We start from the raw sequence: 12,360 nt of genomic DNA on the forward strand, positions 1-12,360 counted from the left end.
ACCTTTCTGCGAGTAGGGGAGTGACCGCGTGAACACGGCGGAGCTGAAGCCGGCCGGCGGGTTGACCGCCGAGGACCTCGGCACGGTCCACCTCATCGGCATCGGCGGTGTCGGCATGGGCGGCCTGGCCCGCCTGCTGCTGACCCGCGGCGTACCGGTCTCCGGCAGCGAGCTGCGCGAGTGGCCGGCCCTGGCCGCGCTGCGGGCGCTCGGTGGCACGGTGCACATGTCGCACGAGCCGTCCAACCTCGACGGCGTCGACACGGTCGTCTACTCCACCGCGATCCCGCAGGACCACGTGGAGATCGTCGAGGCGCGCCGGCGCGGGCTGCGGGTGCTGCACCGCTCGGAGGCGCTGGCCGCGGCGATGACCGGGCGCCGCACGATCGCGGTCGCCGGCACCCACGGCAAGACCACCACGACGTCGATCATGACTGTGATCCTCCAGCACGCCGGGGAGGACCCGTCCTTCGTCATCGGCGGCGAGATCTCGGCGGCCGGCTCCAACGGCCACCACGGCTCCGGCTCGTACTTCGTGGCGGAGGCCGACGAGAGCGACAAGTCGTTCCTCATCTACCGCCCGCACGTCGCGATCATCACCAACATCGAGGGCGACCACCTCAACAACTGGGGCGACCTCGAGGGGCTGAAGGCGGGCTTCCTGGAGTTCGCCGAGCTCGCCGACCCGGACGGGTTCGTGGTCACCTGCGCCGACGACGAGGGCGTGCAGGACCTCCTCACCGCGCTGCGCGCCAAGGGCAAGACCGTTTACACGTACGGCGAGAGCGAGGGCGCCGACCTCCGGCTGACCGGCGTGGTCTCCTCCGTGCAGGGCGTGCGCTACCAGGCCACCCTCGACGGCAAGCCGCTGGGCGAGATCACGCTCGCGCTGCCCGGCCGGCACATGGGGCTGAACAGCGCCGCCGCGGTGCTGACCGCGCTGCGGCTGGGGCTGCCGCTGGACAAGATCACCGAGGCGCTGGGCTCGTTCCCCGGCGTCCGGCGGCGGTTCGAGCGCAAGGGCACGGTGGCGGGGGTCCGGGTCTACGACGAGTACGCGTACCACCCCACCTCGGTCAAGGCCGCGCTGCGCACGCTGCGGGAGGTCGCCGGCGACGGGCGGCTCGTCGTGGTGTTCCAGCCGTACCGGGTCTACCGGACCCGGGATCTGCAGGCCGAGCTCGCCGAGGGGCTGGCGATCGCCGACGAGGTGATCGTCATGGAGGTCTTCGGCCCGGGCGAGACCCGCGGCCCGGGTGAGGGCGGCGTCGCGCTCACCGCGGCCGTCGACCTGCCGGCCGACCGCAAGATCTTCGTGCCGTCGTGGGAGGACGTGCCCGCCGAGGTGGTGCGCCGCAGCCGGCCCGGCGACGTGGTGGTGACCATGGGCGCCCCGCCGATCTCGCTCATGGGCGACGAGCTGCTGGCCGCGCTGGCGGAGAGCTGAGCCTGCGATGAGCGACGGGGGCGGGCGCAACTGGCGGCTGGTACGCGCGGACACGGACGCCGTGCCGCCCTCGGTGCGGCGGTTCATGGCCCGGGCCCGGCAGCGCCGGCTCCGGGCGGCGCTGCCCTGGGCGGTCGGCCTCGGCGTGCTGGTCGTCGTGGGAGCGCTGGTCTGGACCGTGTACGGCACCTCCGTGCTGGGAGTCAGCGGGGTCCGGGTGGTCGGCACCGACACGCTGACGCCGGTGCAGGTGGAGCAGGCGGCGGCGGTGCGCATGAGCGAGCCGCTCGCCCGCGTCGACCTGGACGCGATCCGCGACCGGGTGCAGGCCCTGCCGGCCGTCGAGCGGGCGGTCGTGTCCCGCAGCTGGCCGGGCACCGTCGAGGTGCAGGTCGTGGAGCGCAGGCCCGTCGCCGCCGTACCCGTGGGCAAGGAGTTCTCGCTCATCGACGCGGAGGGCGTCGCCTTCCGGGCGGTCCCGGAGCGGCCGTCCGGCCTGCCCGTGGCGAAGCTCGCCGCGCCCGGGCCGGAGGACGTCAACACCCGGTCGGCGCTCGTGGTGCTCTCGTCGCTCACCGCCGAACTGCGCGAGCAGCTGGTGTCCATCTCGGTGCCGGCGCCGGCACAGGTCAGCCTGGGGCTGCGCAGGCGCCGGACGATCATCTGGGGCGACGACACCGAGAGCGAGAAGAAGGCTCAGGTGGCGACGGCCCTGCTGGCTCGCAAGGGCGACACGATCGACGTGAGCGCGCCGACGGTCGTCACCATCCGCTGACCGTCCGTTAATCGGACAAGACACGCCAAACGGCTTATTAGGTTCGAGGTTACGGCTGAGTCGGATAGTCGCCTCATCAGCGGACGCCGACACGCCGCGTTGGTCCTTGGATCGGGCGACACGTCCGCTTACGTTTCCCCGAGAGGTTCAGTAGTTGACATAGCTCTAAGCCTCTAGTAGAGGGTGAGGGTTCTCCTCGCCCTCCCTTGTACGGAGCGGACGTCGATGGCGGTTCTTGGCCGGACCGCTGGGGCCTCGACGTCCGCCAACCCTGGAAGGGAAGGCTGAGCCCGATGACACCTCCGCACAACTATCTGGCGGTCATCAAGGTCGTCGGCATCGGTGGCGGCGGCGTGAACGCCGTGAACCGCATGATCGAGGTAGGGCTCAAGGGAGTCGAGTTCATCGCGATCAACACCGATGCCCAGGCGCTGCTGATGTCCGACGCCGACGTCAAGCTCGACGTCGGCCGCGAACTGACCCGCGGGCTCGGCGCCGGTGCGCAGCCCGAGGTCGGCAAGAACGCCGCCGAGGACCACCGCGACGAGATCGAGGAGGTCCTCAAGGGGGCCGACATGGTCTTCGTGACCTGCGGCGAGGGCGGCGGCACCGGTACGGGCGGCGCGCCCGTGGTCGCGAACATCGCCCGCAAGCTGGGCGCGCTGACCATCGGCGTCGTGACGCGCCCGTTCTCGTTCGAGGGCAAGCGCCGCCAGGTGCAGGCCGAGTCCGGCATCGACGAGCTGCGCAACCAGTGCGACACGCTCATCGTGATCCCGAACGACCGGCTGCTCGCGCTCGGCGACCGCGGCATCAGCATGATGGACGCGTTCCGCCAGGCCGACCAGGTGCTGCTCTCCGGCGTGCAGGGCATCACCGATCTGATCACCACGCCGGGTCTGATCAACCTGGACTTCGCCGACGTCAAGAGCGTCATGAGCGGCGCCGGCAGCGCGCTCATGGGCATCGGCAGCGCCCGCGGCGACAACCGCGCGGTCGAGGCGGCCGAGAAGGCGATCTCCAGCCCGCTGCTCGAGCAGAGCATGGACGGCGCCCGCGGCGTACTGCTCTCCATCGCCGGCGGCTCGGACCTGGGCCTGTTCGAGATCAACGACGCGGCGCAGCTGGTCACCGACGCGGCGCACCCGGACGCCAACATCATCTTCGGCGCGGTCATCGACGACGCGCTGGGCGATGAGGTCCGGGTCACCGTGATCGCGGCCGGCTTCGACGGGGGAACCCCCTCGTACAAGCCGTCCGAGCCGGGCGTCCGCAGCAAGGTTCCCCAGCCGGCCGCGCCGCCCGTCGTGGCGCCCAGCGTGGCCGCGCCGGTGAGCCCGGCGGTGTCCACGCCTGCCACGGCCACCCCGCCGCCGCGCCGGGTGCTCTTCGACGACGTCGACGTACCGGACTTCCTCAAGAACGGCTCCTGACGTCCTTGACCGACCAGGCGCGGCGCGCCGAGCTGGCCGCCTCGCTTGCCGAGGTGCGCGAGCGGATCGCCCGCGCCTGCTCGGCGGCCGGCCGCGACGAGGGCGGCGTGGCGCTGGTCGCGGTCACCAAGACGTACCCGGCGGAGGACGTCGTGCTGCTGGCCGGGCTCGGCGTCAGCGACGTCGGGGAGAACAAGGACCAGGAGGCCGCGACCAAGGCGGCCCGGGTCGCCGAGGCCGGGGCCGCCGTCCGGTGGCACTTCGTCGGGCAGTTGCAGCGCAACAAGGCCAGGTCGGTGGTGCGCTACGCCGACGTGGTCGAGTCGGTCGACTCGGTGCGGCTGGCGTCCGCTCTGGACGCCGCCGCCGGCAAGTACCGCGACACGCCGCTGGACGTCCTGATCCAGGTCAGCATCGACGGTGACCCGGCCCGGGGCGGAGCGGTCGACCCGGCCGGTGGCACGCCGCCGTCCGATCCCGAGCACGATCTGCAGCGCATCGCCGACGCGGTGGCGTCCTCCGGGACGCTGAGGCTGCGGGGGCTGATGGCCGTCGCACCGCGCGGCTGGGAGCCGGACCGAGCCTTCGCGGCACTGGCCGGCACCGCCGCCCGGGTCCGGGCCGACCATCCGGACGCGACGGTGCTGTCCGCGGGCATGAGCGGCGACCTTGAGCAGGCCGTACGGCACGGGGCGACACACGTACGGATCGGGACTTCTTTACTCGGGATGCGAAACCCGCTGCGGTAGCCTTGCGGCGGGCAGCAAACTACATACGTGTTGTTTAAGCGCGACGTGCCGGGCAGGTCAGGCCCACAGCCGCCGCGCCCGACGACGCAGCGTCGTCAGCGGGCGCCGGGGTCCGAAGGTTTGAAGATCACGGAATCCGTGCAAGGGGGGAGCGGCGCGCCAGGGGACGCGGGTCGCACACGGACGGAGGTGGGGGCATGGACAAGCGGTTCGGCGCCGAGCAGGGTCTGGTGATCGCATGAGCGCGCTGCGCAAGGCCGGCGTGTGGCTGGGCTTGGTCGAGGAGGAAGACCAGTACGACGAGCGCGGTTACCGCGACAGCGGATACCGCGAGCGGGAGCGTGACCGCGACCGCGACCGGGATCACAACTCCGGGTACCGCTACGCCGACGAGTACGCCGACGACGAGGACGACGTCGACGAGGCGCCGTCGCTGCCCCGGGCGCGTGCGTCCGAGCGGGGCAGCGGCCGCCTGGAGCGGGCCGCCGCGGCGCTCGACCGCGAGGAGCACGAGCGGGCCGAGCGCGGCAGTGTGCGCTCGATCACTCGTCCGCCGGCGCCGGTGGCCGAGCCCTCGTACTCCACCCGCGACAATCTGGCGCTCGCGCCGCAGACGCAGGTGCACCAGCGCCCGGTCGAGGAAGAGCAGCGCTACCAGATCACGACGCTGCACCCGACTACGTACCGTGAGGCCCGCACGATCGGCGAGCACTTCCGCGACGGCGTACCGGTGATCATCAACCTCACCGAGATGGACGAGGGGGACGCCCGCAGGCTCGTGGACTTCGCCGCCGGGCTGGCCTTCGGCCTTCGCGGTACGATCGAGCGCGTGACCAACCGGGTTTTCCTGCTCTCGCCGGCCAATGTCCAGGTCACCGCGGAGGACAAGGCCAAGATCGCTGAGGGCGGCTTCTTCACCCAGAGTTGACCCCTAACGAGGGACGCGCCGGACGTGCTGTCGATCGTGTTTCAGATCATCTATCTGTTGGTCTACGTGTTCTTCCTTACCCTGCTGGCCCGGTTCGTGCTGGGTGCGGTGCTGCAGTACGGGCGCCGATGGCAGCCGGGACGTGGTGCGTCGGCTGCACTGGAATCCGTGTGGAGCGTCACTGATCCACCCCTCAAGGCGTTGAGGCGTGTGATCCCACCGCTTCGAATTGGTACCGTGAGCTTGGACCTGGCGTCCCTGGTCCTGCTGGTTATCCTGTTCGTGCTTTTGAACTTCGTGTTAGCGCGTCTGATCATCGCGTTCGCCTGACCGCGGGCGCCCTGATCGGCTGCGCCCCACGCGGCCGCAACTGACCCGAGGAGTTTCGATGCCGCTGACCCCGGCGGACGTGCACAACGTCGCCTTCAAGAAGCCCCCGATCGGCAAGCGGGGGTACGACGAGGAGGAGGTCGACGCCTTCCTGGACGAGGTCGAGCGTGAACTCGCCCGTCTGATCGAGGAGAACAACGAGCTTCGTGCCCAGGTGGAGCGCGGCGGACGGGGTGGCGCACCGGCCGGTCCGAGCGCCGACCCTCGCCTCGCGGCTGAGCTCAACGACATGAAGGCGCAGCTTGACCGCGTCCAGCGGGACAAGACCGCGGCGGAGCAGGCGGCCCGGCAGATGCAGGCCGAGCTCGAGCAGGTCCGTGCCCAGGGCCCGGTCGGCGCCGGCGCGTCGGCGTCCGGCAGCGGCGACGGCGAGCAGCAGGCGCTGCGCGTCCTGATGATGGCCCAGCGCACCGCCGACGACCACGTGTCAGACGCGCGCCGCGAGGCCGACAAGCTTCTCTCCGACGCCCGCTCCAAGGCGGAGGAGGTCACCCGCGAGGCCCGCGCCAAGGCGGACGCCCTCGAACGGGACGCGCGCCAGCGGCACCAGGAGGCCATGGGCGGCCTGGACGCCAAGCGGACCGCGCTGCAGAAGCACATCGAGGAGCTCAAGCAGTTCGAGCGGGAGTACCGCACGCGACTGAAGGCGTACCTCGAGAGCCAGCTGCGCGACCTCGACGGCCGCGGTCAGGGCCTCGAGGCCGAGATGACCCGCGCCGACGCCAACCGCGCGGTCGGCGGTTCGGGCGGCCTCGCCGCGGCGGGCCTCGCCGGCTCGTACGGCGGCAGCCGCGCCACCTCGATCGAGACAGGCCGCTGAGCCCTCGCGTCACCCCTCTCGGACGTGTCCACGCGGCGGGGATGAGCCATGATTGTCGTTAGTCTGCTGCTCATCCTCGTCGCTGTGACGCTGCTCGTCCTCGGCCTCGCCGGCGGCTCGAGCACCCTGCTCATCAGCTCCATCGTCGCCAGCCTGCTGGCCGCGGTGGCCCTCGTCGTCGGCGCCCGCCAGGCCGGCGCGGGCCGTCGCACCGTCGGTGAACCCCTCCTCACCGACGACACCCACCCCACCACCGACACGGCGTACGCCGAAGCCCCGGCCCACGCCGGCGCCGGCGCCGCCCGCCGGGGTGCGGGTCCCGCGGACCGCACCTTCCGCTCCCTCCCGGACGACGAACCGGATCCCGACCGCATCATCCGCGAGGCCTTCGCCGGCACGTCGCGGGACAGCCGAAGCCCGGCCGGTGGCGACTCCTTCGCCGGCTCGGGTGACACTCTCACTGGTTCCGCGGAGGGTGACGGCACCGACCGGGCCGCGGATTCCGGGGCGGCGCCGGGCGGTTCCGTTCCCTCCGACAGCGAACCTTTCACCCACAGCGAACCTTCCACCCACAGCGAACCGGACCGCGCCGCCGCGTATGCCGCGGGTCAGCGCGACACCGAGGCGGGCCTCACCGGCACGTCCCGGGCGGCGGGCGGTCCGGGCCCCGAGGTGACCCAGCGGGTCGAGCCGGACACCGGCCCGGCCGCCACGCCGGCACCCGGCGACGTCGGCGCCGGTGCGGACCGCGCCCCGTACTCGGGCACGGACGCGGACCGCACCGCCACCGGCCGTCGCGCTGCCGCCGATCGCGTGGACAGCGAGCGCGCTGCCGCGGACCCGGCTGCTCCCGACTGGGCGGCTGCCGACCAGGCTGTTGCTCCCGGCTGGGCTGCTGCCGACCGGACCGCCGCTCCCGACTGGGCCGCGGCTGATCAGGCTGCTGCTCCTGGCTGGGCCGCTGATCAAGCCGCTGCTCCCGACTGGGGTGCGGCGGACCGGGCTGCTGGTCCCGACTGGGCTGCCGCCGACCGGGCTGCTGCCGACCGGGCTGCTGCCGACCGGGCTGCTGGCGACCGCGCCGACGTCGGCGACTACGACCAGGCGTCGTCGATGATCGGCGGAGCGCGCGCGGCCGAGGACGAATCGTGGCGCCGTGCGCGCAGCGATGCCGCGTCGGATCGCGAGGAGTCGTGGCAGCGAGCGGACGGTGAGGATGGTCCGGCTCGCGAGGAGCCTTGGCAGCGTGCCGGTGGTGAGGATGGTCCGGCTCGCGAGGACGAACCGTGGCGTGCGGAAGCTGTGGCCGGGGCGGAATCAGCCGAGGCCGGCGGGTCGCGGGCCGGTGCCGCCGGGGAGTTCGACGAAGCGGATCCCGACGATCCCGACGACGAGCCGCTGCCGCAGAAGGTCCGGCCCTCCGATGCGGTCCGCGTGGCGCGGATGGACGCCGAGGTCGTGGTCGTGGACGGACGGCCGCGTTACCACCTGGCCGGCTGTGCGCACCTGAGCGGCCGCCAGACCGAGGCTTTGCCGGTGGCCGAGGCTGTCGAGCTGGGCTTCGGCCCGTGCGGCCTGTGCCGCCCGGTCGACCACCTGGTCGCGGCGAGCGTGCGCTGACGCCCCGGCGGCCGCTGGACATGCGTTGACATGACCCGGCGGCCGCTGAGGGCGTCGAGTGCGGCCGTCCACTGTCCGCTGTCGGCCGACCCCGCTTCGGCGAGGGAACGAAGATCGGCACAATGGGGCATGGCCAACCGGCGCATGCCCTCCGACCGGCCCGGCTCCGCAAGCCGGGCCGGCTCCGCGGGTCGGGTCGAGTCCGCCGCGGCGGGCCATCCCCGGCCCGAGGGTGCGTCGGCCGAGTGCTCCGTCGCTGTGCGGGTCCGGCCCGGTGCCGGCCGTGACCGGGTCGGTGGCCGCTACGACGGGCCGCACGGCCCCGCCCTCGTCATCGCCGTCGGGGCTCCCGCCGTCGACGGCAAGGCCACCGAGGCGGTGCGGCGGGCGCTCGCCGCGGCGCTGGGCGTACGTCCCGCCGCCGTGACGCTCAAGATCGGCGCGACCAGCCGGGACAAGGTCTTTGCCGTGGCCGGAGACGTCGCCGGTGACGTCGCGGGCCGGCTCGCGGAGCTCCGAGACGGGTCCCCGTGACAAGCGGACTGGACGTCGCGCTGCTCGTCGGGGCGGCCGTCCTGCTCGTCGCCGTCGCCGCGGTCCGGGTGTCCACCCGTCTGGGGCTGCCCAGTCTCCTGGTCTATCTGCTCATCGGCATGGCGCTGGGGGAGTCCGGGCTCGGGATCCGGTTCGACGATGCCGAGCTCACCCGTACCCTCGGATTCTGCGCTCTGATCATGATCATCGCTGAGGGCGGGCTGACCGCGCGCTGGAGCACCCTGCGGCCCGTGCTGGGGTTGTCCGCGATTCTCGCCACGCTGGGGGTGGCGGTCAGCATCGCGGTCGTCGGCGCCGTCGTGCATTTCCTGCTCGGGCTCGACTGGCGGCTGGCCCTGCTCTACGGGGCGGTGCTGTCCTCGACCGACGCCGCGGCGGTCTTCGCGACGCTGCGGCGGCTCCGGCTCCCGCCGCGGCTCGTGGCGACGCTCGAGGCGGAGTCCGGCATGAACGACGCCCCGGTCGTGCTGCTCGTCGTGCTGCTGTCCACCGCCGGGTTCGCCCACCCGTGGTGGTACGAGCTGCTGGTCGTCGCGTACGAGCTGGCCGCCGGCGCCGCGATCGGGGTCACCGTGGGGTTGGTGGGCCGGTGGCTGCTGCGGCATGCCGCGTTGCCGTCCGCCGGGCTGTACCCGATCGCCGCCGTGGGGCTGACCGTGCTCGCGTACGCGGCCGGCGCCGTCAGTCATGCCTCCGGTTTCCTCGCCGTCTATGCGGCCGGTGTGGTGCTGGGCAATGCCCGGCTGCCGCACCGGCGGGCCATTCTGGGGTTCGCCGACGGGCTCGCCTGGCTGGCGCAGATCGGCCTGTTCGTGCTGCTCGGACTGCTCGTCTCGCCCGACGCGCTGCCCGCCGCGCTGGTGCCCGCGCTGGTCGTCGGCGGTGCCCTGGTGCTTTTCGCCCGGCCGCTGTCGGTGTGGGTGTCGGCCCTCGCCGCGCGGCGGTCACGCCGGCTGGGCTGGCGGGGGCAGGCGTTCCTCTCCTGGGCCGGGCTGCGGGGCGCCGTACCCATCGTGCTGGCGACGATTCCCCTGTCGAGCGCCACGCCGGGCTCGGACCGGCTCTTCGACGCGGTCTTCGTCCTCGTGATCATCTTCACGCTGGTGCAGGCGGGGACGCTGGCGCCGGCCGCGCGCCGGCTGGGGATCACCGCGCCCGCCGAGGCGGTCGAGATCCACGTGGAGACGGCGCCGCTGGAAGGGATGCGGGCCGACCTGCTTCAGATCGACGTGGCGCCGGGGTCGCGGCTCGCCGGGGTGCACATCGACGAGTTGCGCCTGCCGGTCGGGGCCAGCGTCACGCTGGTCGTCCGGGACGGTGCCGGCTTCGTGCCAGGACCCGACACCCGATTGCGTACGGGGGACAGCCTCCTGATCGTCGCCACCGCGGACGTCCGCGACGTCGCCGAGCGCCGGATGCGGGCGGTGAGCCGCCGCGGACGGCTGGCGCGCTGGTTCGGCGAGGACGGCGTCGACCAGCGCTGACCTGCCCCCAGTCGGGTATCCGACGGGCGTACGGGTGCGCCGTGTTGTCGCTGCTCCTCACGTTACGTATCCTTGCGAGCCTCCGGGGTGCGCGGCGAATGGGCCGCGCCGTTTGTGCACTTGGGGGTTGTGCACCGGTCGCGCGGGGGCGTGACCAGACGATGGGCAGGCGCGGTGGGCGGCCGCGACCTGCTGACCGACACGCCGATTTCGCCGCGCCGGGCGCGGCTCAGGGGAGCGACGATGGCCAAGGCAACCGAGAAGGCTGCGCCCGAGCGGTCCCGCAGCGCGGCGGAGTCCGAGAAGATCCGCGTCGCGCTGACCGGACGCCGGGACGAGCTGCAGGCGGAGTACGACCAGTCGCTCACCGAGATCACCGAGCTGCAGCGTGAGCGGCTCGCCGACTCCGCGGGCGACGACCAGGCGGACACCGGCACGAAGACGTTCGAGCGCGAGCAGGAGATCACGCTGGCGAACAACCTGCTGGAGCGCATCACCCAGGTGGAGCGTGCCCTCGAGCGCCTCGGCGAGGGCAACTACGGTTGGTGCGAGCGATGCGGCAACGCCATCCCGGTCGAGCGGCTGGCGGCGTTCCCGGTCGCGACCCGGTGTGTGGCCTGCAAGCAGTTGGAGGAACGACGCTGAACGCCGACGAGGCAGCGGGCGGCATCCCGGAGACCGGCGTCGGACGTCCGGCCCGGCCGGGGTTCGCGCGTGCCGCGGTGGTGGTCCTCGCGGTCACCGCGCTGCTCGCCGTCCTGCTCGACCAGCTCACCAAGGAGCTCTCCACCAACGGGCTGACCGAGGGTGAGCCGGTCCGCATCCTGGGCGGCCTGGTCTATCTCTCCCTGCTGCGCAACAGCGGGGCCGCCTTCAGCCTGGGCAGCGGATTCACGTGGGTGTTCCCGCTCGTCACGCTGGCCGTGATCGGCTGGATCGGCTGGATGACCATGCGGCTGCGTTCGGTGCCGTGGGCGGTCGCGCTCGGCCTGGTGCTCGGCGGCGCGCTCGGCAACCTCGGCGACCGGCTGTTCCGCGCCCCTGGGGTGTTCCAGGGGCACGTCGTGGACATGATCAGCCTCTTCGGGCCGTACGGGGAGTACTTCGCGGTCTTCAACGTCGCCGACAGCTGCCTGAGCGTCGGGGTGGTGCTGGCCGTCCTTCTCGAGCTCACCGGGCGTCAGCGCGACGGTTCGAGGGCCAAGACCAGGGAGAAATCAGCAGCATGACGGCGCGTTCTCTGCCCGTACCGGACGGGTTGGACGGGATGCGTCTCGACCAGGCCGTGTCGCGTCTCTTCGGCCTGTCCCGCACGGCGGCCGCGACCCTCGTGGAGGCCGGGGACGCCCTGGTCGACGGGGTTCCGCGGCCCAAGTCCGACAAGGTCAGCGCGGGCGCCTGGCTCGAGGTCACGCTGCCCGCGCCGGTCTCCGCGCCGGCGGTCGTGGCGGAGCCGGTGCACGGCATGAAGATCATCCACAGCGACGACGACATCGTCGTGGTCGACAAGCCGGTCGGGGTGGCGGCGCACCCGAGCCCCGGCTGGACCGGCCCGACCGTCATCGGCGGCCTGGCCGCGATGGGCCAGAACGTCGCCACCAGCGGCGCCGCGGAGCGCCAGGGCGTCGTGCACCGCCTCGATGTCGGCACGACCGGGCTCATGGTGGTCGCCAAGAGCGAGATCGCCTACAGCGTGCTCAAGCGCGCGTTCAAGGAGCGCGAGGTGGACAAGCGCTACCACGCGGTGGTCCAGGGCCACCTCGACCCGCTGCGCGGCACCATCGACGCGCCGATCGACCGCCACCCCACCGCCGACTACAAGTACGCGGTCATGTCCGGCGGCAAGCCGAGCGTCACCCACTACGACACGCTCGAGGCGTTCCGGTCGGCCAGCCTGATCGACGTGAAGCTCGAGACGGGGCGCACCCACCAGATCCGGGTGCACTTCTCGGCCATGCGGCACCCCTGCGTGGGCGACCTGACGTACGGCGCCGACCCGACCCTCGCCGCCCGCCTCCAGCTGGGCCGCCAGTGGCTGCACGCCCGCGAACTCGGCTTCGTGCACCCCCGGACACAGGACGAGGTCCGGTTCGTCAGCGACTACCCTGACGACTTGGGGTACGCACTGGACGTACTCCGCGACGCGACCTGACCACAGC

Annotated in this window: 13 protein-coding genes; all 13 read left to right on the forward strand. The window is 72.6% G+C overall.

What is annotated here, in order from left to right; translation table 11 throughout:
* The first annotated feature begins 28 nt into the window (after nucleotides 1-28).
* The 13 genes from murC (at nucleotide 29) to AB0368_RS23275 (ending at nucleotide 12,353) form a co-directional block, all read left to right on the forward strand.
* Entirely contained in the window at nucleotides 29-1,447 is a 1,419-nt protein-coding gene (murC, locus tag AB0368_RS23215; RefSeq protein WP_366156022.1) for a UDP-N-acetylmuramate--L-alanine ligase, read from the forward strand.
* A 7-nt stretch (nucleotides 1,448-1,454) separates the two neighbouring features.
* Nucleotides 1,455-2,222: an FtsQ-type POTRA domain-containing protein gene (locus AB0368_RS23220; RefSeq protein WP_366156023.1), complete on the forward strand. Its 768-nt coding sequence runs from the start codon at nucleotides 1,455-1,457 to the stop codon at nucleotides 2,220-2,222.
* A 293-nt stretch (nucleotides 2,223-2,515) separates the two neighbouring features.
* Nucleotides 2,516-3,655 (forward strand): cell division protein FtsZ, encoded by a 1,140-nt coding sequence (gene ftsZ, locus AB0368_RS23225; protein WP_366156024.1) that lies wholly within the window; start codon nucleotides 2,516-2,518, stop codon nucleotides 3,653-3,655.
* 5 nt (nucleotides 3,656-3,660) lie between these two features.
* Nucleotides 3,661-4,404 carry a YggS family pyridoxal phosphate-dependent enzyme gene (locus AB0368_RS23230; RefSeq protein ID WP_366156025.1) on the forward strand — a complete coding sequence of 248 codons (744 nt, stop codon included), beginning with the start codon at nucleotides 3,661-3,663 and terminating at the stop codon, nucleotides 4,402-4,404.
* A gap of 238 nt (nucleotides 4,405-4,642) precedes the next feature.
* The gene (sepF, locus tag AB0368_RS23235) at nucleotides 4,643-5,332 is read left to right on the forward strand and encodes a cell division protein SepF (RefSeq protein ID WP_366156026.1); all 690 of its coding nucleotides are present in this window, start codon (nucleotides 4,643-4,645) and stop codon (nucleotides 5,330-5,332) included.
* A 24-nt stretch (nucleotides 5,333-5,356) separates the two neighbouring features.
* Nucleotides 5,357-5,662, forward strand: coding sequence for a YggT family protein (locus AB0368_RS23240; protein WP_366156027.1), 306 nt, complete (start codon nucleotides 5,357-5,359; stop codon nucleotides 5,660-5,662).
* A gap of 58 nt (nucleotides 5,663-5,720) precedes the next feature.
* The gene (locus AB0368_RS23245) at nucleotides 5,721-6,542 is read left to right on the forward strand and encodes a DivIVA domain-containing protein (protein ID WP_366156028.1); all 822 of its coding nucleotides are present in this window, start codon (nucleotides 5,721-5,723) and stop codon (nucleotides 6,540-6,542) included.
* Nucleotides 6,543-6,590: 48 nt separating this feature from the next.
* Nucleotides 6,591-8,162 (forward strand): hypothetical protein, encoded by a 1,572-nt coding sequence (locus tag AB0368_RS23250; RefSeq protein WP_366156160.1) that lies wholly within the window; start codon nucleotides 6,591-6,593, stop codon nucleotides 8,160-8,162.
* A gap of 258 nt (nucleotides 8,163-8,420) precedes the next feature.
* Nucleotides 8,421-8,696 (forward strand): DUF167 domain-containing protein, encoded by a 276-nt coding sequence (locus AB0368_RS23255; RefSeq protein ID WP_366156152.1) that lies wholly within the window; start codon nucleotides 8,421-8,423, stop codon nucleotides 8,694-8,696.
* The gene (locus tag AB0368_RS23260; protein ID WP_366156029.1) at nucleotides 8,693-10,201 is read left to right on the forward strand and encodes a potassium/proton antiporter; all 1,509 of its coding nucleotides are present in this window, start codon (nucleotides 8,693-8,695) and stop codon (nucleotides 10,199-10,201) included. The genes AB0368_RS23255 and AB0368_RS23260 overlap by 4 nt, the downstream gene beginning before the upstream one ends.
* 243 nt (nucleotides 10,202-10,444) lie before the next feature.
* Nucleotides 10,445-10,846 (forward strand): TraR/DksA family transcriptional regulator, encoded by a 402-nt coding sequence (locus tag AB0368_RS23265; protein WP_366156030.1) that lies wholly within the window; start codon nucleotides 10,445-10,447, stop codon nucleotides 10,844-10,846.
* A 23-nt stretch (nucleotides 10,847-10,869) separates the two neighbouring features.
* Complete coding sequence (gene lspA / locus AB0368_RS23270; RefSeq protein WP_366156153.1) at nucleotides 10,870-11,430, forward strand: signal peptidase II; 561 nt, start codon at nucleotides 10,870-10,872, stop codon at nucleotides 11,428-11,430.
* Nucleotides 11,427-12,353, forward strand: a complete 927-nt coding sequence (locus tag AB0368_RS23275; protein ID WP_366156031.1) for an RluA family pseudouridine synthase — start codon at nucleotides 11,427-11,429, stop codon at nucleotides 12,351-12,353. The genes lspA and AB0368_RS23275 overlap by 4 nt, the downstream gene beginning before the upstream one ends.
* Nucleotides 12,354-12,360: the final 7 nt, after the last annotated feature.

Origin of the sequence: Actinoplanes sp. NPDC051475 (genome assembly GCF_040689425.1) — a bacterium.
GTDB lineage: Bacteria > Actinomycetota > Actinomycetes > Mycobacteriales > Micromonosporaceae > Actinoplanes.

What these genes read in the sequence shown, in the direction of transcription:
- AB0368_RS23220 (WP_366156023.1), top strand. Translation starts at nt 1,455, where the DNA reads ATGAGCGACGGGGGCGGGCGCAACTGGCGGCTGGTACGCGCGGACACG.
- ftsZ (WP_366156024.1), top strand. Translation starts at nt 2,516, where the DNA reads ATGACACCTCCGCACAACTATCTGGCGGTCATCAAGGTCGTCGGCATC.
- sepF (WP_366156026.1), top strand. Translation starts at nt 4,643, where the DNA reads ATGAGCGCGCTGCGCAAGGCCGGCGTGTGGCTGGGCTTGGTCGAGGAG.
- AB0368_RS23245 (WP_366156028.1), top strand. Translation starts at nt 5,721, where the DNA reads ATGCCGCTGACCCCGGCGGACGTGCACAACGTCGCCTTCAAGAAGCCC.
- AB0368_RS23250 (WP_366156160.1), top strand. Translation starts at nt 6,591, where the DNA reads ATGATTGTCGTTAGTCTGCTGCTCATCCTCGTCGCTGTGACGCTGCTC.
- AB0368_RS23265 (WP_366156030.1), top strand. Translation starts at nt 10,445, where the DNA reads ATGGCCAAGGCAACCGAGAAGGCTGCGCCCGAGCGGTCCCGCAGCGCG.
- AB0368_RS23275 (WP_366156031.1), top strand. Translation starts at nt 11,427, where the DNA reads ATGACGGCGCGTTCTCTGCCCGTACCGGACGGGTTGGACGGGATGCGT.